At 76.8% G+C, this 22,277-nt stretch carries 19 protein-coding genes, 1 tRNA gene and 1 pseudogene; 12 read left to right on the top strand and 9 right to left on the bottom strand.

All coding sequences use genetic code 11. From position 1 onward, the window contains the following. Nucleotides 1-162: 162 nt before the first annotated feature. On the top strand, nt 163-4,881 hold the full coding sequence (locus ACFVXN_RS10425; protein WP_389231394.1) for a hypothetical protein: 4,719 nt from the start codon (nt 163-165) through the stop codon (nt 4,879-4,881). A 459-nt stretch (nt 4,882-5,340) separates the two neighbouring features. Here the strand turns inward: ACFVXN_RS10425 and ACFVXN_RS10420 are convergent, their stop codons facing one another. From ACFVXN_RS10420 to ACFVXN_RS10410, 3 genes are read right to left on the bottom strand one after another with little or no spacing between them, the layout of a single operon-like run. Further along, nucleotides 5,341-5,529 (bottom strand): hypothetical protein, encoded by a 189-nt coding sequence (locus ACFVXN_RS10420; RefSeq protein WP_389231391.1) that lies wholly within the window; start codon nt 5,527-5,529, stop codon nt 5,341-5,343. A 46-nt stretch (nt 5,530-5,575) separates the two neighbouring features. After that, on the bottom strand, nt 5,576-6,118 hold the full coding sequence (mscL, locus tag ACFVXN_RS10415; RefSeq protein ID WP_389231388.1) for a large conductance mechanosensitive channel protein MscL: 543 nt from the start codon (nt 6,116-6,118) through the stop codon (nt 5,576-5,578). Between the two features lie 37 nt (nt 6,119-6,155). Continuing rightward, entirely contained in the window at nt 6,156-6,860 is a 705-nt protein-coding gene (locus ACFVXN_RS10410) for an SAF domain-containing protein (protein WP_389231385.1), read from the bottom strand. A 99-nt stretch (nt 6,861-6,959) separates the two neighbouring features. Between ACFVXN_RS10410 and ACFVXN_RS10405 the strand changes: the two genes are divergently transcribed. Continuing rightward, complete coding sequence (locus ACFVXN_RS10405; protein ID WP_389232637.1) at nt 6,960-7,178, top strand: hypothetical protein; 219 nt, start codon at nt 6,960-6,962, stop codon at nt 7,176-7,178. Nucleotides 7,179-7,240: 62 nt separating this feature from the next. Here ACFVXN_RS10405 and ACFVXN_RS10400 read toward each other — a convergent pair. Further along, nucleotides 7,241-7,333, bottom strand: a pseudogene (locus tag ACFVXN_RS10400) (FmdB family zinc ribbon protein); the annotation flags it as partial. Nucleotides 7,334-7,478: 145 nt separating this feature from the next. Beyond that, complete coding sequence (locus ACFVXN_RS10395) at nt 7,479-8,117, bottom strand: 5-formyltetrahydrofolate cyclo-ligase (RefSeq protein ID WP_389231382.1); 639 nt, start codon at nt 8,115-8,117, stop codon at nt 7,479-7,481. A gap of 150 nt (nt 8,118-8,267) precedes the next feature. Here ACFVXN_RS10395 and glp point away from each other — a divergent pair, with 150 nt between their 5' ends. The 7 genes from glp (at nt 8,268) to ACFVXN_RS10360 (ending at nt 14,912) form a co-directional block, all read left to right on the top strand. After that, the gene (gene glp, locus ACFVXN_RS10390; RefSeq protein WP_389231379.1) at nt 8,268-9,491 is read left to right on the top strand and encodes a gephyrin-like molybdotransferase Glp; all 1,224 of its coding nucleotides are present in this window, start codon (nt 8,268-8,270) and stop codon (nt 9,489-9,491) included. After that, nucleotides 9,491-10,096, top strand: a complete 606-nt coding sequence (locus tag ACFVXN_RS10385) for a GNAT family N-acetyltransferase (protein WP_389231376.1) — start codon at nt 9,491-9,493, stop codon at nt 10,094-10,096. Before glp ends, ACFVXN_RS10385 begins: the two co-directional genes overlap by 1 nt. 169 nt (nt 10,097-10,265) lie before the next feature. Then, the gene (locus ACFVXN_RS10380; RefSeq protein WP_389231372.1) at nt 10,266-11,396 is read left to right on the top strand and encodes a hypothetical protein; all 1,131 of its coding nucleotides are present in this window, start codon (nt 10,266-10,268) and stop codon (nt 11,394-11,396) included. Between the two features lie 60 nt (nt 11,397-11,456). Beyond that, nucleotides 11,457-11,529, top strand: a tRNA-Ala gene (locus ACFVXN_RS10375). Nucleotides 11,530-11,631: 102 nt separating this feature from the next. Continuing rightward, nucleotides 11,632-12,189: a dihydrofolate reductase family protein gene (locus tag ACFVXN_RS10370; RefSeq protein WP_389232586.1), complete on the top strand. Its 558-nt coding sequence runs from the start codon at nt 11,632-11,634 to the stop codon at nt 12,187-12,189. A 42-nt stretch (nt 12,190-12,231) separates the two neighbouring features. After that, nucleotides 12,232-13,260 (top strand): bile acid:sodium symporter family protein, encoded by a 1,029-nt coding sequence (locus ACFVXN_RS10365; RefSeq protein ID WP_389231369.1) that lies wholly within the window; start codon nt 12,232-12,234, stop codon nt 13,258-13,260. A 167-nt stretch (nt 13,261-13,427) separates the two neighbouring features. Further along, nucleotides 13,428-14,912, top strand: coding sequence for a family 20 glycosylhydrolase (locus ACFVXN_RS10360; protein ID WP_389231366.1), 1,485 nt, complete (start codon nt 13,428-13,430; stop codon nt 14,910-14,912). 16 nt (nt 14,913-14,928) lie between these two features. Here ACFVXN_RS10360 and ACFVXN_RS10355 read toward each other — a convergent pair whose 3' ends face one another. Next, entirely contained in the window at nt 14,929-16,665 is a 1,737-nt protein-coding gene (locus tag ACFVXN_RS10355) for a dolichyl-phosphate-mannose--protein mannosyltransferase (RefSeq protein WP_389231363.1), read from the bottom strand. A gap of 179 nt (nt 16,666-16,844) precedes the next feature. Between ACFVXN_RS10355 and rsmI the strand changes: the two genes are divergently transcribed. After that, complete coding sequence (gene rsmI, locus ACFVXN_RS10350) at nt 16,845-17,705, top strand: 16S rRNA (cytidine(1402)-2'-O)-methyltransferase (protein ID WP_389231360.1); 861 nt, start codon at nt 16,845-16,847, stop codon at nt 17,703-17,705. 64 nt (nt 17,706-17,769) lie between these two features. On the opposite strand, the gene aroD is transcribed toward rsmI, so the two are convergent. The 3 genes from aroD to ACFVXN_RS10335 all read right to left on the bottom strand — a co-directional run bounded on the left by aroD (nt 17,770) and on the right by ACFVXN_RS10335 (nt 20,180). Beyond that, a complete protein-coding gene (gene aroD, locus ACFVXN_RS10345; RefSeq protein WP_389231357.1) occupies nt 17,770-18,552 on the bottom strand; it encodes a type I 3-dehydroquinate dehydratase in 783 nt (260 codons plus the stop codon). A 14-nt stretch (nt 18,553-18,566) separates the two neighbouring features. Beyond that, entirely contained in the window at nt 18,567-19,376 is an 810-nt protein-coding gene (locus tag ACFVXN_RS10340) for an MFS transporter (protein ID WP_389231354.1), read from the bottom strand. Nucleotides 19,377-19,499: 123 nt separating this feature from the next. After that, the gene (locus ACFVXN_RS10335) at nt 19,500-20,180 is read right to left on the bottom strand and encodes a TetR/AcrR family transcriptional regulator (RefSeq protein ID WP_389231351.1); all 681 of its coding nucleotides are present in this window, start codon (nt 20,178-20,180) and stop codon (nt 19,500-19,502) included. A gap of 158 nt (nt 20,181-20,338) precedes the next feature. Here ACFVXN_RS10335 and ACFVXN_RS10330 point away from each other — a divergent pair, with 158 nt between their 5' ends. Further along, complete coding sequence (locus ACFVXN_RS10330; protein ID WP_389231348.1) at nt 20,339-20,956, top strand: shikimate kinase; 618 nt, start codon at nt 20,339-20,341, stop codon at nt 20,954-20,956. 9 nt (nt 20,957-20,965) lie between these two features. Then, the gene (locus tag ACFVXN_RS10325) at nt 20,966-22,150 is read left to right on the top strand and encodes an aminotransferase class I/II-fold pyridoxal phosphate-dependent enzyme (protein ID WP_389231345.1); all 1,185 of its coding nucleotides are present in this window, start codon (nt 20,966-20,968) and stop codon (nt 22,148-22,150) included. Nucleotides 22,151-22,277: the final 127 nt, after the last annotated feature.

The following is a 22,277-nucleotide window of genomic DNA, read 5'->3' as shown; positions in this document are numbered from 1 at the left end:
CACCGTCGACTACGTCCCGGCCGAGCAGCACCGACGGCCGCCCCGACCGCCCGTCGAGCACCGCTCCGGCCGGTCGCCCGACACGGCAGGTTCCGCGTGATCACCCCGCTCGGCGGCGCGTCACGACGCACGCCCGGCCCCCGGGCGGTTAGCGTTCTACGGGTGAAGGTCCCCGCGCGCCGCCCCGCCCTCGGCAAGCCGGCCGCCTCCGCGGCGGCGGCCCCGGTCGCCCCGTCGACCCCGTCGACCACCCCGGTCCCGCCCGGGCCGGTCGACCCCGCGTCGAGCAGGCCGGACTCCGCCGCCGTGACCCCGGGCACCGGGACGGACGGGGCACGCCCTGACGCCGACCGGCGCCCCGGCCCGCAGGCCGACGACCCCGGTGCGGGGCAGGCCTCCGGCCCCGTGCTCGTCGAGCCGCCGTCCGCCGCCGAGCTCGTCGCCGGCGCCACCAGCACCTGGCGCGCCGCGCTGGTCGAGGCCGCCGGCGGGTCCACGCTCGCCGACGTCGAGCTGCTCGGGGACGCCGCCCTCGACCTGTCCGCCGCGCACCCGTCCGGGACCGCGCAGCTGTTCGCCGGCCGCGAGACCCGGCTGTCCAACCTCGTGCGCGAGGGCGCCGCGCTCGGCACCGCACGCCGCCGGGCCCGCGCCGTCGCCGCCCGCGCCGGGACCTACGCGCAGCAGTACGGCATCGCGCCGACCTACCTCGCGATCGGGGTGGCGTCCTGGACCGAGCCGAGCACCCCCGACGTCGCCACCGACGACGTCGCCGCCATCGCCACCGCCACCAGCGAGCACGCCGCCGGTGCAGGAGACGACGACCGGTCCGCGGAGGCCCCCGCGAGCACGCCGCGCCGCGTGCGCGCCCCCGTCCTGCTCCGACCGGTGTCGCTGCGCGCCCGCGGCACCGCCGAGAGCGACTACGAGCTCACCCTCGAGCCGTCCCTCGAGGTCAACCCGGTGCTCGCGCGGGCGCTGCGGGCGCGCGGTGCGCTGCTCGACCCGGGTGCCGTCGCCCGGAGCGCCTTCACCGGCTCGGGTTTCGACCCGCGGGACGCGATCACCCGGCTCACCTCGCTCGGCGCCGCCGTGCTCGACGACTTCCAGCTGGTCGACCGCATCGTCGTCGGCACGTTCGTGCACCCGGGGCAGGTGCTGGTCGACGACCTCGACCGGCTCGCCCCGGCGCTCGAGCGCCACGAGGTCGCCGCCGCGCTCGCCGGGGTCCCCGAGGCCGCCGAGCAGCTCGCCGTGACCCTGCCCGAGCCGGCCCGCGGCGACCGCGACCCCGGCACCGAGCGGGGCGTCGGCGACCTCGACCCCGCCCAGCAGCACGTCCTCGACGTGGTGGCCGGCGGGACGCACGTCTTCGTCGACGCCCCCGCGGACAGCGACGTCACCGGCACGCTCGCCGCGCTGGTCGCGGACGCCGCCGCCGCCGGCCGCACCGTGCTGTACGTCCCGGGCCACCGCCGTGCCGCCGTCGCGCTGCGCGAGCGGCTCGAGCAGCTCGGCGTCGACGAGGTGCTGCTGGACGTGGCGCCCGACGCCGCGTGGCGCCAGGCCTCCGCCCGGCGGCTGATGGGCGCGATGACGCTCGACGTCGACGCGGGCGACCCCGTCGCCGCGGGCGAGCTGCGCCGGTCCCTCGTCGAGCGGCGCGAGCGCCTGCGCGGCTACGTCGACGGCCTGCACCTCGTCCGGCAGCCCTGGGGCGCCTCCGCGTACGACGCGTTCCAGGCGCTCGCCACCCTCACCGCCCAGCGCCCCGCGCCCCGCACGACCGTCCGCCTGCCCGGCGAGGTCGCCCGGTCGCTCGACGCCGCCCGCCGCGCGACCGTGGGCGCCGAGCTCACCGAGGCCGCCCGCGCCGGCGCGTTCACGCTGCGCCCCGTCGACACCCCCTGGTACGGCGCCGCGCTGCTGTCCGACGCCGAGGCCGCCGACGCGCTGCGCCGGGCCGAGCGGCTCGCGGGGGAGTCCGGTCTGGCCGCGCTGGAGCGCCGCGTGGCCGAGGTCGCCGAGGTCACCGGGTTCACGCCCGCGACGACCCTCGCCGCCTGGGCCGAGCAGCTCGACGTCCTGCACGGCGTCCGCGGCGTCCTCGACGTGTTCCAGCCGCTGGTCTTCGAGCGCAACCCCGCCGACATGGTCGCCGCGACCGCGAGCAAGGCCTGGCGCACCGAGCACGGCACCCCGATGGGCTACTGGCTGCGGCGCCGGCTGCGCAAGCAGGCCAAGGACCTGCTGCGCCCCGGCCGCCCCGTCGCCGACCTGCACGCCGCGCTGCTCGACGTGCAGCGGCAGCGCGGGATCTGGCAGGCGCACTGCCCCGCCGGCGGCTGGCCGCGGCTCCCCGAGGGGCTCGCCGAGATCGAGGCGGAGCACCACGAGGTCCGCGCCGACGTCGACGCGCTCGCGGCGGTCCTCGCCGGCACCCCCGAGGGCGGCGACCTGCTCGGCCGTCCCCTCGCGGAGGTCCGCGAGCGCGCCGGCCGCCTGGTCGCCGCGCGCGAGTCGCTGGCGGTGCTGCCCGAGCGCACCCGGCTCGTCCGGTCGCTGGTGGCCGCGGGCCTGGGCGACCTGCTCGACGACCTCGCCGACCGCCGGGTCGCCCCGGACCTGGTCGGCGCGGAGCTCGAGCTCGCCTGGTGGAGCACGGTCTTCGAGCAGATCCTCACCGCCGACCCCGCGCTCGCCGGGTACGACGGTCGCACCCTCGGCCGGCTGGCCGCGGAGTACCGCGAGCTCGACGTCGCCCACACCGCCGCCCTCGCCGGCCCGGTGCGCGCCCGTGCCGCCGCGCACGTCCGCAGCACGATGGCGCTGCACACCGAGCAGACCGAGGCGCTGTTCGCGGAGCTGGTCGAGGACCGCACCACCGGCCTGCGCGAGACCTTCGAGCGGTACCCCGACGTCGCCCGGCGGCTCCGGCCCGTGCTCGCCGCCGCGCCGATGCTCGTGCCGCAGGTGCTGCCCGCCGCCCGGACCGTGGACCTCGTCGTGATCGACGCCGCCGCGCACCTGCCGGTCGAGGTCGCGCTGCCCGCGCTGGCCCGCGGCCGGCAGGTCGTCGTCGTCGGCGACCGCCGGTGCGCGTCCGGCACCGCCGTGCGCGAGCTCGCCGACGTCCTGCCGACGGTCCACCTGCGCGCCGACGCGTCCCGCCGCGACCCGTACCTGACGGCGTTCCTCGCCGCGCACGGCTACGCCGACGTCCTGTCGCCGACACCGCTGCCGACCAGCGCCGCCGCCGTGGGCCACCACCTCGTGCCCGACGGGACCGGGATGCCCGACGGGACCGGGGCCGTGCAGAGCACCCGCGCCGACGTCGACCGCGTCGTCGAGCTCGTCATCGAGCACGCCCTGACCCACCCCGAGGAGTCGCTGGCGGTCGTCACCGCGTCGGCCCTGCACACCGCACAGGTCCGGGAGGCCGTCCTCGCGCAGGTCCGCGACTCGCCGTCGCTGGCCGCGGCGCTCGACGGCACCCGTCCGGAGCCGTTCGTCGTCACCGACCTCACCAACGTCGCCGGGCTGCGCCGGGACGCGCTGATCCTGTCGCTCGGGTTCGGCCGGACCCCGCACGGGCGGGTGCTGCACCGGTTCGGCCCGATCAGCGGACCCGGCGGCGACGCGCTGCTGCTCGCCGCGCTCGGCGTCACCCGGCACCGCCTGGACGTCGTGTCCTGCTTCGCGACCGCCGACATCGACCCCGAGCGGCTGCGCGGCCCCGGGCCCCGGCTGCTCGCCGACCTGCTGCGGTTCGCCGAGCGCCGCGCGGTGGGTGAGACCGACCGCGCCGTGGCCCCGTTCGTCGAGGACCCGGCGCCCGCGCCCGACCCGGCCCGCGAGCTCACCGACGACACCCACGAGGCCGAGCCCGTCACGGCGCCCCTCGCCGAGGAGCGGCCCGCGGACCACGCGCCCGACCGGCTCGTCGTCGACCTCGCGGAGCGCCTGTGGCGGCACGGCCTCGTCGTCGAGCTCGACCACGGTCTGCCCGGTGGGCTGCACCTCCCGCTCGCCGTCGGCCACCCCGAGCTGCCCGGCGAGCTCCTGGTCGCGGTCCTCACCGACGACGACGCGTACCTCACCGAGCCGTCGGTCCGCGTCCGCGACCGCCAGGTCGCCGAGCGCCTCGAGCGCCTCGGGTGGAGCGTGCTGCGGGTCTGGTCCGCCGCCGCGTTCCTCGACCCCGAGGCCGAGGTCGACCGCATCCGCCGCGCCCTGCACGCGGTCGCCGACGAGCGTCTGGCCCGCACGGCCGAGCAGCGTCGCCGCGGCCGCCTGCTGCTGCCCGAGGGGGCGCACCTCGACGGGGTCCTGCTCGACGACGACGGCACCGGGCCCGCGCCGACCCTCACCGGGTTCGCGGTGGTCCCCGGCGCCGACCTGCCCGCGGGTGGCGGCACCGGACCCGGGGAGCGCCGGGTGTCCGACGCTCCGGCGACCGGTGCGGTGCCCGTGGCCGGGGTCGAGCCGACGACCGGAGCCGTGCCGACGACCGGGGTCGTCCCGGGGGCGGCGGGGGCACCGGCCACCGGGGCCGTCCCGGTGACGGGTGCCGCGCCGGCGACCGCCGCGGACATCCCCGGCGTGATGGAGGCCGCGGCGCCGATGACCGGCGCGGTGCGCGTCGTCCAGCCGACGCTCGCCGTCCCGGGCGGGCCGCGTCCGGACGTGCGGCCCGGCCTGCCGGTCAGCGCGTACTCCGACGACCAGCTCGACGACCTCGTCGCGTGGCTCGTGTCCGACGGCACCGAGCGGACTCCCGACGAGCTCGCCGCCGCGCTGCGCCTCGAGCTCGGCATCACCCGCCGGGGCGCTCGCGTCGACTCGGTGGTCGGTGCCGCGGTCCAGCGCGCCACCCGCTGACCCCCTCCGGCCCGAGGCACGACGCCCCACGCCGCCCGACGACGCCGCGACAGGACCGCCGAGCCGAGCGGGGACGCCCCGCGGCGACCGACAGCGCCGAGACAGGACCGTCGCGCCGCAGTCGGACGCCCCGCGGCGACCGATGACGCCGAGATAGGACCGTCGCGCCGCGGTCGGACGCCCCGCGGCGACCGATGACGTCGAGATAGGACCGTCGCGCCGAGGTAGGGCGCCCCGCGGACCTGTCTCGGCGCAACGGTCCTATCTCGGCGTCCGTGGGGCGGGCAGGCGCGAGCGGCGCGGCGGGCAGACGAGGGCGGCGCGGGGCGGGCAGGCGAGGGCGGCGCGGGGTGGGCAGGCGGCGGCGCGGGGCGGGTCCGAGGGGCCGGCGGGGGGCCGGTGGGCGGGGTGGTCGGCGGCGGTCGACGCGGGGGTGGCCCGCGGCGCTCGGCGCCGGGGTCACCAGTGCGGGGGCACGTCCCGGAGCAGGCGGTCGTCGTTGGAGTCCGACCGGTCGTCGCCCCAGCCGGCGTCCGAGTCGTCCGCGCTGCGGCCGGGGATCAGCGGGGTGTCGTCCACCGGACGCGCGGCCGGGGCCGGTGCCGGGGCGGCGTCGCGGGGCTGCGGGGCGGGGGAGGGCGTGCTCACGGGCCCCATCCTCCCACCGTCCCCGCAGCCGAGGCGGGTGCGCGCGTCAGACGGCCGGCGGCGGCACGTCCGGGGTGCCGCCCGCACCGTGCCGGCCCGTGGTGGGCGTCTGTCCGGTGTCCTGGCGCAGCGCGGGGCTGGACTGGGAGGCGAGCAGGTCGCGGATCTCCTGGAGCAGCAGGATGTCCTCGGAGGGCCGCGCGGGCTCGGCCTCGATGCCGCGCTTGCGCCGCTCGGCCAGCTTGTTGAGCGGCAGGACGATGAAGAAGTAGACCGCCGCCGCGGTGATGAGGAACTGCAGCAGGGCGTTGAGGATGAGCCCGACGCTGATCTGCGCCTCGCCGGCGGGGCCGATCTGCCAGATCGTGCTGATGTCCGGCTTGCCGAAGATCATCGCGATCAGCGGGGCGATGAAGCCCGTCTGCAGGGCGGTGACGACGCCGGTGAACGCGGCGCCGATGACCACACCGACCGCCAGCTCGATCGCGTTCCCGCGCGAGATGAAGTCCTTGAACCCCTGGAACACCCCGGCGAGCCCGCGAGCCCGGTCGGTGGCGCCCCGCAGGCCCTTGTTCAGTGCGTCACTCATGTCCATGCCCCCGGTCTCGAGCTCCGAAATGTCCGCATCATCCCACGATGACCGGACCGAGCGCGCGGGAGGACGCCGACCCGCCGAGGAGGACGGCCTCGTCGGGCGTCACCGCCAGCAGCACGGGACCGGCGTCGGCCGTCGCCCCGGTGCCCAGCAGCCCGCCGCCGGACCCGGGTCCGCCGTCCGCTCCGCCGCCGCCCGCGCCGCCGTCGGCCGTCGGTGTCGGGAGGACGAGGGCGCCCCGGGCCAGCCGTTCCGGCGCGCCGCCGTCGACCAGCGCGGCGGCGACGACGTCGACGCGCGTCCCGGGCCGCAGGACCGCGGCGACCCCGGCGTCCGCGAACCGCACGGGGACCACGACGGTGCCGGCCGGCGGCGCCGAGCTGTCGTCCACCAGCAGCTCGGCCGCGAGGACCAGGCCCGCCGGGACGGCGACCACGAGCCGCCGCCCCTCGAGGTCCGTCGGGTCGAGCGGCGGGCCGGTGCCCGGGACGAGGGCGACGGGAACGGTCCGCACGGCGACGTCGGCGGCCGTCAGCGGCGTCCCGGGTGCGAGGTCGCGCGCGGCGACGGTCACCGTGCCCGACGGCGGGTCGGGCGGTCGCAGCCGCTCGGTCGCGAGGACGACCGCGAGCCCGGCGCAGACCGCGGCGAGCGGGTAGCGGGCGCGCCAGGCCAGGACCCGCAGCCGGCGCCGGGCCGGGCCTGCTGGTCGGGGACCGTGAGCGGGAAGGGGCATGGCCGCGACGCTAGGCCGACCGCGACGTCCGTGCCGCCGGCCGCCGTCCGTCCTGGGGACGACGCGCGGGCGTGGTGCCTGTGGAGGGCTCGCCGCCGCGTGATCGAGCGGCGGGCGGGGGGTCAGCCCGCGGCGGGCTTCGCTGCCGTGCTGCTCGGCGCGGCCGCGGGGGTCGAGGGCGTGCTGCTGCTCGACGTCGTGGCGGAGGAGCCGGACGAGGACGACCCGGTCGAGGAGGTCGTGCTCGAGCCCGCGCCGCTGGACGCCGGGGTGGCGCCGGTGGACGAGGTGGTCGTCGACCGGGAGTCGTTGCGGTAGAAGCCCGAGCCCTTGAAGACGACCCCGACGGAGGAGAACACCTTGCGCAGCCGGCCGCCGCAGGCGGGGCACTCGGTGAGCGCCGCGTCGCTGAACGACTGGTGGATGTCGAAGGCGTGGCCGCACTCGGTGCAGGTGTAGGCGTAGGTGGGCACTGCTGTCTCCCGCGGTGACGTGAGCTGCTGGTGGGTGGCGAGCCGGGCACCGCGGGGGCTCCGCGTCCCTGGCACTCTCCTCGTCCGAGTGCCAAGGATACGCGGCCTCCGGCTATTCCCGTCGCGCGCGTCCGCCGGGCGGGCGTCAGGACCCGAGGCGCAGCCACCGCTCGGGGGTCGCCACCAGGTCGACCGTGCGGTCGTGCGCCTCGCGCGGCAGCGGGTGCACGGCGGCGTCGTAGAGCTCCTCGGCGAACACCAGGGCGATCACCGGCGTCCCCGGCCGGGCGAAGCCGAGCGCGCGGTCGTACCAGCCGCCGCCCTGGCCGAGCCGCGTGCCGGCGGTGTCGACGGCGAGCGCGGGGGCGAGGATCACGTCGGCCTCGGCGAGCGCGTCGGCGCCGAGCGCGGGGGTGGACGGCTCGGGCGGCCGGCCGGGCGCGCGCTGCCGGAGGTCGTCCCGACCGGCGTACCGGGCCCACTCGCGCTGCAGCCCGGCGCCGAGCACCGGGAGCAGCACCTCGACCCCGCGCGCGGCGAGTGCGTCGAGCAGCGGTCCGGTGTCCGGCTCGGTGGGGCGCGCGCAGTAGGCGGCGACGCACGTCGCGCCGTCGAGCGCGGGGATCGTCCCCACCACGTCGACCAGGGCGGCCGCGGCCTCGGCGCGCCGGCGCGGGGAGCGGGCCTGGCGGGCGGCCCGCAGCAGCGCCCGGAACTCGTCCTTCACCTCGGTCGACTCGCTGCCGTCGGACACGTGCGGGTACGGCTGGGCAGCGGCGCTCATGACCCCCATCCTCCCCGATCCGCGCGGCCCCGGGTAGGACCACCGGTCCACGTCACACCTCCGGCGGTACCGCGGGCCCCGGACCTGCTGCGCGACCGACGCGCGGCGCTGCGTGCGCGCCGCTGAGCCGCCCGCGGGCAGAATGCCGCCATGAGATCCGTCCAGGACCAGCTCGCGGCGGTGCTGTCCGCGGTCGGCCCCGTCGCCCCGCTCGACGTCGTCCTCTCGGACGCCCCGGGCTGCATCCTCGCCGAGGACGTGACCGCACCGGTCGACGTGCCCCCGGCGCCGGTCGCGGCCCGGGACGGGTACGCGGTGGCGACCGGCGACCTGCGCGGCGGCGACCCGGCGCGGGCCCTGGTGCTGCCGGTGGCGCACGACGTGCAGGCGGGCGACCCGGTCGCGATCCGGCTCGCGCCCGGCCAGGCGGTGCGCATCGCCTCGGGCGGCCCGCTGCCGGCGGGTGCGGACGCGGTGGTCCCGGCCGAGGACACGGACCGGGGTGCCGTGCGTGTCGCGCTCCATCGGGTGCCGGCCCCGGGCGAGCACGTGCGGGCCGCCGGGTCCGACTCCCGGGCGGGGTCGGTGGTGCTGGCGGCGGGGACCCGGCTCGGGGCGCGGCAGCTCGCGGTGGCGGCGGCGACCGGCCGCGGTCGGCTGCGGGTGCACCCGGCGCCGCGGGTGGTGATCGTCTCGATCGGGTCGGAGCTCGCGGAGCCGGGCGCTCCCCGGCGCGACGGCGGGGTCTACGAGTCGGCGGGCCACGCGCTCGAGGCGGCCGTGCGGGACGCGGGCGCGACGGCGGTGCGGGTCGGCGTGGTCACCGACGACCGCGCGGTGCTGAGCGAGGCGCTCGAGGACCAGCTGGTCCGTGCGGACGTCGTCGTGACCACCGGCGGGCTGTCGGAGTCCCAGCACGACACGCTGTCCGACGTGCTCGCGCCGCTGGGCACGGTCCGGTTCGACCAGGTCGCGATGGCGCCCGGGTTCCGGCACGGGTTCGGCACGGTCGGCGGTGGCTCCGGGGCGGTGCCGTTCTTCGCGCTGCCCGGGCACCCGGTGGCGGCGCAGGTGGCGTTCGAGGTGTTCGTGCGGCCGGCCCTGCGGGCGATGGCCGGGCACACGGACCTCTTCCGGCCGTCGGTGGCCGCGCGCGCGGACGTCGGCTGGCCGTCCCCGGAGGGGGTGCGGCAGTTCGTGCCCGCGGCGGTCGTCGGCTCGCCGAGCGAGGGCTACCGGGTCACCCCGGTCGGCGACCCGTCCGCCTCGTCGATCGCGGGGCTCGCGCACGCGAACGCGCTGGCCGTGGTCGGCGAGCAGGACGGCGCGGTCGTGGCGGGGCAGGTCGTCCACTGCCTCGTGCTGGAGCGCTGATGCCGCGCGGGTGGCCGGTGACGCTGGTCGACGCGCCGGTGCGGCTGCGGCCGCTGCGGCGCGCGGACGAGGTCGCGTGGATGCGGCTGCGTGCGGTGAACGCCGCGTGGCTGGAGCCGTGGGACGCGACGGCGCCGGAGGCGGTGACGGGACGGCGGCCGACGTTCGGGCAGTTCGTGCGCACGCTGGACCGGCAGGCGCGGACGGGCACGTCGCTGCCGTTCGCGATCGAGGTCGACGGCGAGCTCGTCGGCCAGCTCACGGTCTCGGGCATCACGTACGGCTCGTTGTACTCGGCGTCGATCGGCTACTGGGTGTCCGAGCACGTCGCCGGCCGGGGGGTCACGCCCACCGCCGTGGCGCTGGCGACGGACCACTGCTTCGGGACCCTCGGGCTGCACCGGGTGGAGGTCAACATCCGGCCGGAGAACGGGCCGTCGCTGCGCGTCGTCGAGAAGCTCGGGTTCCGCGACGAGGGCCTGCGGGAGCGCTACCTGCACATCCAGGGCCGGTGGTGCGACCACCGCACGTTCGCGCTGACCGCCGAGGAGGTCCGCGGCGGGCTGCTGGACCGCTGGCACGCGGCGCGCTCCCGGGGCGTCTGAGGCGCTGTCGCGCAGGTCGAAGGGCTGCCTCGGTCCCGGCGCGCGGCGCCGTGTGGCACCCTGGGCGCGGCGCACCTGAATCACAACCGTGTGATTTCACTCCGGTGTGCCGCTCGACACGCCGCGACGGGTCCGGGAGCACCGGCCGCACCGCACCTACCGTCGTGGAGTGTACGAATTCGCCGGCCCGGCCACCCTCGTGGTGGTCGGCCTGTGGATCGCGTACCTGGTGCCGCACAAGCTGCGGCACCGGCAGCAGCTGCTCGAGTCGCGGACCGACGACAGGTTCTCCGACGCGTTGCGCGTGCTCGCCGTGACCGGCCCGGACGGGTCGCGACGGCGGAGGCGGGTCGACGTGAACCGGGGGATCCGGACGGACTGCGGCCCGGTGGACAAGCGGGTCGGGCTGCTCACCCCGGGAACCGGGAACCGGATCGCTCGAACGGACAGGGGGGCCACGGACGTGGACCGACCGCACGGGACCCAGGACAGGGTCGGCGCCGACGCCACCCGCCGCGCCGCGCAGCTGCACGCCGCGCACGCCGCCGCCTCGGCACGTCGCGGGGCCGCCGCGCGTCGCCGGGGCGCGCTCGCCGCCGGCCTCGCGGTGCTCTCCGTCGTCGGCTGGGTCGTCGTCGGCGTGACCGCGCTCGGGATCGTCGCCGGCGTCGTGCCGACCGTGCTGCTCGCGGGCGTGCTCGGCCTGGGCCGTCGCGCCGTGCTGCAGGGCCAGGCCGCCGAGGTCGAGTGGGAGCGCCGGATCGCCGAGGCGACCGCGCCGCTGCGCGAGCGGGCCGCGCGTCCGGGACGCCAGGGCGCCGCGGGTCGCGCCGTCCGGCCCTCGATCGACGACACGCAGGCGATCACGCGCGTCCGCGCGGACCTCCCGGCGCGCACGTCCGCCCGCCTGCGGGACGGTGGCCGCGAGGGCGACACCTGGTCGCCGGTCGCGGTGCCGGCCCCCACCTACACGACCAAGGCGCCCGCGCCCCGGCGCGACCCCGTGCCGCTCGGCGAGGTCGAGGGGTCGACGCTGGGCGCGCCCGCCCGGCGCTCCGTCGCGGACCGTGACGAGGCCGCCGCGACGACGGCCCCCGCGGCGTCGTCCGCGATCCCCGAGGACGCCCGGCCCACGACCGCCTCGGCTCCGACCCCGGCCGCCCCCGAGGCGGCCCCGGCGCCCGTCGCCGAGGCCACCGCGACCGCGACCGCGACCGCGACCGCGCCCGTCGCGCCGGAGACGACGGGGTCGATCGACCTCGACGCGGTGCTCGCCCGCCGTCGTGCCGCCGGCGAGTAGGGCCGCGCGGGCGGTGTCGTGACCACCCCTCGACGGGTGCTAGGCTGATCACCGCTTCAAGGGGCTGTGGCGCAGTTGGTAGCGCGTCTCGTTCGCAATGAGAAGGTCAGGGGTTCGATTCCCCTCAGCTCCACCCCGCACGTCGAAGGCCCGGGACCGGACGGTCCCGGGCCTTCGTCATGCACGCCGGAGGGCGTCCCGGGGCGGTGTCGGTGGTCGGGTGCACGATGACGTCATGCGGATGATCTACAACACGGCGACGTCGCTCAGCGGGTACATCGCGGACGAGGACAGCTCGCTCGCCTGGTTGTTCGCGGTCGACGCGCAGCAGGTGCCCGACCACGACGCCTTCCTCGCCGGCATCGGGGTGCTGATCTCCGGGTCGACGACCTACGAGTGGGTGCTGCGGGAGGAGGACCTCGTCGCGCACCCGGAGAAGTGGCCCGCGTACTACGGCGACCGCCCCTACTACGTCTTCACCACCCGGGACCTGCCGGTGCCCGCGGGCGCCGACGTGCGGTTCGTGCGGGGCGACGTCCGGGACGCGCTGCCGACCATCCGGGAGGCCGCGGGAGATCGCGACGCGTGGGTCGTCGGGGGCGGGGACCTCGCGGGGCAGCTGCTCGACGTGGGCGCCCTCGACGAGGTGCAGCTCAGCGTGGCGCCCGCTGCGCTGACCGGCGGGGCGCCCGTGCTGCCGCGCCGCGTCGGCCCCGACCGGCTGCGGCTCCGGGACGTGCAGCGCTACGGGCAGTTCGCGCACCTGGTGTACGACGTGCTGCCCGTGGGCTGAGCACCGGACGGGCCGCGCCGGCCCCGGTGGCAGAATGACCCGGTGCCTGACGCGTCCGCCTCCCGACCCGGCGGGTGGACCCGGGCCCGCACCGCCGTGACCACCTGGGTCGACCCGCTGGTCGTGATGATCGTCGCGGTGTTCGTGCTGGGGCTGCTCGTGCCGGCCGGTGGCGGGTTCGCCGCGGCGCTGGACCACGTGACCACCGCCGCGGTCGTCCTGCTGTTCTTCCTCTACGGGGCGCGGATGGCGACCCGGGAGATCTGGGACGGCCTGCGCAACCTCCGCCTCCAGGGCGGGATGCTCGCCTCCACGTACCTGGTGTTCCCCGTGCTCGGGCTCGCGGTGCAGCTGCTGCCCGGTTCGGTGCTGCCGGAGGACCTGCAGACCGGCCTGCTCTACCTGTCCCTGCTGCCCTCGACCATCCAGTCGTCGGTGGTCTTCACCTCGATCGCGCGCGGCAACGTCGCCGGGGCGATCACCGGGGCGACGGTGTCGAACGTGCTCGGCATCGTGCTCACCCCGCTGCTGGTCGGCGTGCTGATGTCCCGCGCGGGCGGGCCGGTGGGAGGCTCCGCCGGGGCGACGCTGCTGCAGCTGCTGCTGCCGTTCGTGCTCGGGCAGGTCGCCCAGCCGTTCATCGGCGACTGGGTCCGCTCCCGGAAGTGGCTCACCCGGACCACCGACCGCAGCACGATCCTGCTGGTCGCGTACACGTCCGTCTCCGAGGCGGCGCGCTCGGGGGTCTGGGACGGGTTGACCGTCGGCGTGCTCGCGGTGCTCGTCGGGGTCTGCGTGGTGCTGCTCGCCGCGATGCTGTCCCTCACCTGGTCCGGGGGGCGCCTGCTCCGGCTCAGCCGCGGCGACCGGATCGCGCTGCTGATGTGCGGGTCGAAGAAGAGCCTCGCCACGGGTCTGCCGATGGCGTCGGTGCTGTTCGGCCCCGTCGCGGCGGCCGGTGTCGCGCTGCCCGTGATCGTGTTCCACCAGCTGCAGCTCGCCGCGTGCGCGGTGCTCGCCCGCCGCCTCGCGGCCACCGACCCGGACGCCGTTCCCGCCCCGGTGCGCTGAGCACCGGCGGCTCCGGTCGGGCCGCCGCGGATCACGCCGGTCTCCGCCGAACCGGACGAATCGGATCCGCGAGTCGCTGCCACAGGCGCTGGTGACAGGGCACACTGAGCAGCGGGGGGCCGGAGCGTGCTGCGCCCCGGACGTGCCCCGCTGCCGGAAGGACCGTCGTGCCCGCTCCGTCCACCCCCCTGCGTCTCGTGCCGGCACCGCGGCTGGTCGAGGAGCGCGCGGGGGCCCCGTTCGTCGTCACGGCGTCCACCACGGTGACCGTGGGCACCAGCCCGGCGGAGGTCTCGCTCGGCGTGCTCGCCGCCGAGGCGCTCAGCCGGGTGTCCGGCACGACGGTGGAGGTCCGGTACCGCGACGTCGCCGAGCCGACGCAGCCCGGGGACGTCGCCCTGCGCGTCGACGGGTCGATGGCCGCGGAGGCGTACCGCCTGGACGTGGTGACCGACCTGGTCGAGGTCGTCGCCGGGTCGCCGGACGGGCTGATGTGCGGGCTGGCGACGCTGCACCAGGTGCTGCGCCCGCACGAGGGCACGTTCGCGGCGTGGCCGGTGCACGTGGACGACGAGCCCGTGCACGCGTGGCGGGGGCTGTCGGTCGACGTGGCGCGGCACTTCTTCGGGCCCGACGACCTGCGGGTGGTCGTGCAGCTGATGTCCGCGTACAAGATGAACGTGCTGCACCTGCACCTCTCGGACGACCAGGGCTGGCGCCTCGACCTGCCGTCGCGGCCCGAGCTGGCGGCGCGGTCCGGCGGCACCGCGGTCGACGGGGACCCGGGTGGCTGGTTCACGACCGAGGAGTTCTCGGCGCTGGTCGCGTACGCGCAGGCCCGCGGGGTGCGGGTGGTCCCCGAGATCGACGTGCCGGGCCACGTCAACGCGGCGCTGCACGCGTACGGCGAGCTCACCCCGTCGGGGGAGCCCACCGAGGCCTACACCGGCATCGAGGTCGGGTTCAGCCGGCTGCACGCGGACCTGCCGGCGACCGAGCCGTTCCTGCGCGACGTGTTCGGCGACGTGGCCGCGGTGACGCCCGGGGAGTACGTGCACATCGGCGGCGACGAGGTCCTGACGATGGAGCGCGAGGAGTATGCGCGCCTGGTCGCGATGGCGAGCGACGCGGTGCGGGCGGCCGGCAAGCAGGTCGTCGGCTGGCAGGAGATCGCCACGACCCCGCTCGAGCCCGGCACGGTCGTGCAGTACTGGGACACCCGGATGGACCCGGCGCCGCTGGTCGCGGCGGCGAAGGCGGGCGCCCGGCTGCTGATGTCCCCGGGCTCGCGGGCGTACCTCGACATGAAGTACGACGCGGACACCGCGCTCGGCCTCGAGTGGGCCGGGCACATCGAGCTGCGGGACGCCTACGAGTGGGAGCCCACGACGCTGGTGCCCGGGCTGCCGGAGGGCTCGGTGATCGGGGTCGAGGCGACCGTGTGGACCGAGACCCTGCGCAGCATCGACGACCTGATGACGATGCTGCTGCCGCGCCTCGCGGCGGTCGCCGAGGTCGCGTGGACCCCGAAGGAGCGGCGGGACTGGGACGACTTCGCCGCGCGCGTCGCGGGGCACGGGCCCTACTGGGACGCCGAGGGCCTCGCCTGGTACCCCAGCCCGCAGGTCGACTGGCACGTCGACCTCGGCTGACGCCCCCGTCCGGGGGTCAGATCCAGGACGGCGACCACATGTGCAGGTGCCAGACGTCGTAGGGCACGACCCACGCGGTCCAGATCGGGTAGAAGAACGCGCTCACGGCCACGACGACCACCACGACCGCGGTCGCGACGACGATGCCCCGGCGGCGCTGCACCGGGTCGCGGCTCTGCACGAGGAGCGCGAGCACCAGCACCAGCGCGAGCACGACCCACGGCGTGAACGCGATCGAGTAGAACGTGAAGATCGTCCGGTGGGCGTACGCGAACCAGGGCAGCCAGCCGGCGACGACGCCCGACAGCACCGCCCCCGCGCGCCAGTCGCGCCGCACCAGGAGCCACACCACCGCGAACAGCAGCGACGCGGCCCCGAGCCACCACAGCACCGGGTTGCCGAGCGAGGTGATCGCCTGGGAGCAGGCGTCCGACCCGCACGCCTGCTGGGCGGCCTCGCCGGTCAGCGTCGAGACCGACTTCGGGTAGTAGAACGACGTGGGCCGCCACTGCACGATCCAGCCGAGCGGGTGCGCCTGGTAGGCGTGCTCGGAGGTGAGCGTCGTGTGGAAGTGCCACATCTGCTGGTGGTAGTGCCACAGCGACCGCAGGGCCGGCGGCAGCCACCCGACGCCCTCGCCCGGGTGCTCGACCGCCCACTGACGCTGGTACGCCCCCGGGTGCGTGAACCACGACCACCACGACGCGAGGTAGGTGAGCGCGGCCGTCCCGACGACGACGACGCCCGCCGGGACCGCGTCCTTCACCAGCGCGGCCAGCGCCCAGGACCGCACGCCGACGGACCGTCGGGCCGTCGCGTCCCAGGCCACGGACAGCAGCCCGAACACCGCGATGAAGTACAGCCCCGACCACTTGGTCCCGACGCACAGCCCGAGCAGCACCGCCGCCGCGAACCGCCACCACCGCCAGCCCAGTCCGGGCCCGAGGTCGAGCGCCGCTCCGGAGTCCAGCACCGCGGCGGTCCGGGACGCCAGGCGTCGACGCGCCTGGTCGCGGTCCAGCAGCAGGGCGCCGAACGCGGCGAGGGCGAACACCATGACGAAGTTGTCCAGCAGGCCCGTGCGCGAGTGCACGATCGCCTCGCCGTCGACGGCCATCAGCAGGCCAGCGACCGTGCCCAGCGCCGTCGAGGCGAACAGCCGCCGCCCGATCCGCGCCACCATCAGCACCGCGAGCGTGCCCGCGACCGCCGAGGCGAGCCGCCAGGCCGTCGACGACTCGAACCCCCCGCCGAGCTGCATGCCCAGCGCGATCAGCAGCTTCCCGACCGGCGGGTGCACCACGTACTCGGGGGCCAGGCGCAGCGCGGAGTCGTCGCCGGCGACGAACAGGTCGTTCGCGCCCTCGGCCCACTGGCCCTCGTACCCCTGCACGAGCAGCGAGTACGCCTGCTTGACGTAGTAGGTCTCGTCGAACACGAGCTCGTGGGGGCGGCCGAGCTGCCAGAACCGCAGCACGCCGCCCAGCAGCGTCACGGCGAGCGGCCACAGCCAGCCCGTGACCCGCGCACGGCGGGTGGCGCCGAGCAGCAGGGTGCGCGCACCGAGGAGGTGGACCAGCAGGCGGTCGTGGGTGGACAGGCCGGGGTCGTCCGCGCGGTCCGGGTCGGGGGAGTCGGGGACGGTCAGCGCGGCAGCCTCGGCCGGGGCGTGCGCCGCGTGCGCGCCGCTGCCGGTGCCGACGTCGCGCGCCTCGGGCTCGGCGGTCGGATCGGGCTGCGGCACGCCCGCCATCGTAGGCGCGCCGCCTGCGCTTCCCCTCCCACCCGCCCCTCCCGGAGCACGAGGGGTCACGACACGCTGGACGCGAGAGGCGCGCGCTCGCGTGTCGTGACCGCTCGTCGGCGCGGGGCAGGTGGGACGGGGGAGGGGGTTGCGCGGGGCAGGGGGCGGGGAGGTGGCAGGGTGGGCGCGTGAACTCCTCCTCTCCTTCCGGCAGCGGGCGGCTCGTCCTGGCGGCGACCCCGATCGGCGACGTCGAGGACGCCTCGCCGCGGCTGCGGCGGCTGATCGCCGAGGCGGACGTGGTCGCGGCGGAGGACACGCGGCGGCTGCGGGCGCTGGCGGCCCGGATGGGCGTCACGATCGGCGGGCGCGTCATCAGCCACCACGAGCACAACGAGGCGGCGAGCACGCCGGAGCTGCTGGCGGTCGTCGCGGGCGGCGGCACGGTGCTGGTCGTGACGGACGCGGGGATGCCCGCGGTGTCCGACCCGGGGTTCCGGGTGGTGTCCGCGGCGGTCGAGGCGGGGCTGGACGTCACCGCGGCCCCCGGTCCGAGCGCGGTGCTGACCGCGCTCGCCCTGTCCGGGCTGCCGACGGACCGGTTCTGCTTCGAGGGCTTCCCGCCCCGCAAGCCCGGCGAGCGGCTGCGCAGCCTGACCGCGCTGGACCGCGAGCCCCGGACGATGGTGTTCTTCGAGGCGCCGCACCGGCTGGCGCAGACGCTCGCGGACATGGCGACCGCGTTCGGCGCGGACCGGCCGGCGGCGGTCTGCCGCGAGCTCACGAAGACCTACGAGGAGGTCGTGCGCGACGGCCTCGGGGCGCTCGCCGCGTGGGCCGCGGCGGGGGAGGTCCGCGGGGAGATCGCCGTGGTGGTCGCCGGGGCGCCCGCGCGGGAGGTCGCGTCGACGGCCGAGCTGGTCGCCGAGGTGCTGGCCCGGGTCGACGCCGGGGAGCGGCTCAAGGAGGCTGTCGCGGAGATCGCGCAGGTCGCGGGGGTCCCGAAGCGGGAGCTCTACGCCGCGGCGCTGGCGGCCCGCGCCCGCTGAGCAGCCGGCGGCGCGGCGGGCCCGCCCCCGCGGACCCGCCGCACCTCGTGGGGGTGCGGCGCGCTCAGGCCCCGTGCACCAGGTCCAGCGCCGCGCGCAGCGCCTCGACCTCGACCTGCCCGGGGGCGGACGCGCGCCCGACCATGCCGAACGTCGCCGCCGACCCGAACACCCCGCCGGCGATCCGCGAGGCCACGCCCGTGCCGGCCATCGACATGGTGATGAGCGGGCGACCGGTGCGCTGCGACGTCTCCCAGGTGGCGGCGAGCAGGGTGAGCACGTCGCCCGGGTCCTGCGGCATGACGGCGATCTTCAGCACGTCCGCGCCGCGGTCGGCCATGAGCAGCAGCCGGCGGACGATCTCCTCGCGCGCGGGGGTCGCGTCGAAGTCGTGGTTCGACGCGACGACCGCGACGCCGGCCTCGTGCGCGAGGTCGACCAGCGCGCGCACGCACGCCTCGCCGCGCATCACCTCGACGTCCAGCAGGTCCACGGCACCCGTCGCCAGGACGGCGCGGTACCCGGCCGCATAGGCGTCGTCGGTGACGTCGGCGAGCCCGCCCTCGGCGGTGGTGCGGGTGGTGGCGAGCAGCGGCAGGTCGCCGAGCGCGGTGCGCAGGGCCCGCGCGGCGGTCGCGGCGGCCTCGGGTGTCGCCGAGCCGGCGTCCAGGTGGTCGATCCGCCACTCGACGACGTCGGGGCCGGCCGCGACGACCGCCGCGGCCTGGGTGCGGAGCTCGTCGACGGTCGCGCCCGTGAGCGGGACGATCACCTTGGGTCGGCCGGAGCCGATCGTGGTGCCGCGGACGACGACGGGCTGCGGCGCGGGTGCGGTGGTGCTGGTCATGGGGGTGGTCCTCCTCAGCCGAACAGCTCGGCGCGCACGTGGTCGACGGGCATGGGCTGCCCCGTCCAGAGCTCGAACGCGGCCGCGCCCTGGTGGAGCATCATGCCCAGTCCGTTCATGGTGCGGCAGCCCGCGGCCTCCGCCTGCTCGAGGAACGCGGTGCGCGCGGGGCTGTACACGACGTCCGAGACGAACAGGTCGGGTCCGTCCGCCGACGGCACCGCCGCGGACGCGCGCGGCGGGCCGTCCCGGTCCGGGACCGGGCGGTCCGGGAACCGCGCCCGCAGCTGCACGGCGACCAGCACCGCGACGACCGCCAGCAGCACCGCGAACGGCGTGCCCCACGCCAGACCCGCCGCGGCGGTGGCCGTCACCGCGAGCGGCAGCACCAGCTGGCCGACGGCGATCGCCGCCTTCGCCAGGACGTTCGCGGTCCCGGCCCGCGCCGGGAACGCCTCCATCAGCGTCGGGTAGCTGCCGGTGTCCCCCACGGCGTTGGCGAGCCCGAACAGCACCGCGAGGGCGAACCCGGCCTGCCACGTCGGGCTGACCAGCAGCGCGCCGAGGAACGCGCCCACCAGCACCAGGCCCGTCACCACCGAGGGCCGACGGCCGAACCGGTCGGACAGGAACCCGGCGAACAGGGGCCCGACGACCTTGCCGACGCCCACGCCCGCGACGGCCTGCAGGACCTGGCCCTCGGTCGCGCCCCACTGCTGCTGGAGGTGGGCGGAGCTCTGCGAGATCGCGATGACGGCCGAGCCGTAGACGGCGAAGTACACGTAGATCGCGCCGGTGGTGGCCAGGTGCGGGCTGCGCTTCACGGGGGCCTCTTCCGGGGCGGCGCGGGGACGGCGGCGGCGGGCTCACCGGCCGCACCCATCGTCCCGTCCGCCCGGGGGCGTCCCCGGGGACCAAGGGCCCCGCGTCGGTCCGGCGGCCCCGCGTCAGTCCGGCGGCGCCGCCAGCACGAACCGCAGCACCACGTCCTCGATCATCCGCCGCACGTGCGGGGACTCCTGCTCGCCGAGCATGTCCCGACCGAAGAGCTCCCGGAACGTCGCCCGGTTCGACACCCGCTGGAACGCCAGACCCGAGACGACCTCCTGCACGTCGAGCGCCGTCGGGGCGTCCGGCCCCGCGCGGAACACCCCCTGCTCCCGCCCGCGCCGCAGGATGTCGTCGATGATGTCCAGCGCGGACCGGTTCGCGGCCCGCACCTCGGCGGACATCAGGTGCACGGCGCCCGCGGGCAGCAGGTTCTCGAACACGACCAGCCGCACGAACGCCGGGTTCTGCTCGTGGTGCGCCACGTTGGACCGGACCAGCAGGCGCAGCGCCGTCTCGGGGTCGTGCTCGTCCAGGTGCAGCGCGGACTCGGTGTCCCGGATGCGCCGGTAGGACTCGACGAGCGCCGCGGCGTAGAGCTCCTCCTTGCTGCGGAAGTAGTAGTAGATCATCCGCTTGGTGGTGCGGGTCCGCTCCGCGATCGCGTCGACGCGGCCGCCCGCCAGCCCGTGGGCGGAGAACTCGTCGACCGCGGCCTCGAGGATGCTGCGGCGGGTCCCCTCGGGGTCGCGGCGGGTGCCGGGGCGGGTCCGGTCGTCGGCGGTGGGCGGCTGCGGCATGGCGGGCCTTCTGGTCGGGCCGCGCGGGCGCGCGGGCGTCGGGGTGCCCGGGCGGTGGCCGTCCGCGGTGCGGTGCGCGGGCCCGGACAGTATGAACCACTTGGTACGCTCCGGCGCGGAACCGCGTCCGCCCGCCCGCCCCGCCCTGGAGGACCCCGATGTCGACCCGCCCCGCACCCGCCTCCTCCGGCGCACCCGGACGTCCGCCCGCGCCGGAGCGCGGCCCGCTCGCCGTCCTGTGCGGCCCGATGGGCGCGGGCAAGACCTCGGTGGGGCACGCGCTCGGCCGGCGCTGGGGCGTCGAGCTGCGGGACACCGACCAGGACGTGGAGCAGCGCGCGGGCGCCCCGATCCCCGACATCTTCCGGAACCAGGGCGAGGACGCGTTCCGCCGGCTGGAGCACGAGGCCGTCGCCGCGGCGCTCGCCGAGCACCGCGGGGTCCTCGCGCTCGGCGGGGGCGCCGTGCTGCGGGCCGACACCCAGGCCGAGCTGGCCGACTACGTCGCCGGGGGCGGCGTCGTGGTGTTCCTGGACGTGAGCATCGCGTACGCCGCGCCGCGCGTGGGCCTGGACGAGTCGCGCCCCCTGCTGATGGGCGACCCGCGGCAGCGGTGGATCGACATCATGCGCGAGCGGCGCGAGACCTACGAGTCCGTGGCGACGATGCGCACGCTCACCGACGGCATGACCGCGGGCGAGGTCGCCCGCGAGATCGAGCGGCGCCTGCGCGTCGCCGCGCGCGGCGAGCGGCACCCGCACCGGCACGCGCACTAGCGTGTCGACATGGAGTTCCGCCGCATCCCCGGCCTGCCGCCGTACGTGTTCACGATCATCGACACGCTCAAGGTCGAGGCGCGCCGCGCCGGCCGCGACGTCGTCGACCTCGGGTTCGGGAATCCCGACCTGCCGAGCCCGCAGATCGCCGTCGACAAGCTCGCCGAGGCGGCGCAGAACACCCGCAACCACCGGTACTCCGCGTCGCGGGGCATCCCCAAGCTCCGGCAGGCGGTCGCCGACCACTACCTGCGCCGGTTCGGGGTGACGCTGGACCCCGAGACGCAGGTCATCTCGACCATCGGCGCCAAGGAGGGGTTCAGCCACCTCATGTGGGTGCTGCTCCAGCCCGGTGACGCGGCGATCGTGCCGACGCCGTCGTACCCGATCCACATCTGGGGCCCGTACTTCGCGGGGGCGGACGCGCGGCAGGTGCCGATCGGCGACGGCACCGACGGCGCCGGGTACGTGGACCGGGTGATGGAGGCGTGGGACCTGGGCTGGCCGAAGCCCCGGGTCGTGGTGCTGTCGTTCCCGCACAACCCGACGACCACGACCATCGAGCTGCACGACCTGCAGCGGCTCGTGGACTGGGCCCGGGAGCGGGACGTGGTGCTCGTGCACGACCTGGCCTACGCGGACATGTGCTTCGACGGGTGGACGCCGCCGTCGATCATGCAGTGCACCGGGGCGACGGAGGTCGCGGTCGAGCTGTACTCGATGACCAAGTCGTACTCGATGGCGGGCTGGCGGGTGGCGTTCCTGGTCGGCCGCCCGGACGTGGTCGGCGCGCTCGCCAAGCTCAAGTCCTACCTGGACTACGGGACGTTCCAGCCGATCCAGATCGCCGCGACGGTGACGCTGAACGAGGCCCAGGACTACCCCGCCGAGCTCAGCGCCGTCTACGAGAGCCGGCGCAACGCGCTCGTCGACGGCCTCGCCCGGATCGGGTGGGACATCCTGCGCCCGCGCGGCACGATGTTCGCCTGGGCGCGGATCCCCGAGCCCTACCGCGAGATGGGCTCGATCGAGTTCGCCGAGATGCTGGTGCGGGACTGCGACGTCGCGGTCTCGCCGGGCGTCGGGTTCGGGCCCGGGGGCGACGGCCACGTGCGGTTCGCGCTCATCGAGAACGAGCAGCGGATCGCCCAGGCCGTGCGGGGGCTGCGCAAGGGGCTGACCCGGCTCGCCTGAGCGGGGCCGGGGCCACGCGGGACCGGGGGTCGTCCTCAGGGTCGGCTCAGGGGGGTGCCGGATGCCCCCGCACCCCCGCGGCCTGGGAGCCTGGGTGCAGACGCGGGGACGGCCCTGCGCCCGGGAC

Source organism: Cellulomonas sp. NPDC058312 (assembly GCF_042880135.1).
Lineage (GTDB): Bacteria > Actinomycetota > Actinomycetes > Actinomycetales > Cellulomonadaceae > Cellulomonas.
The sequence above is the reverse complement of the archived record's forward strand: the minus strand, read 5'-3'. Positions and strand labels throughout refer to the sequence as shown.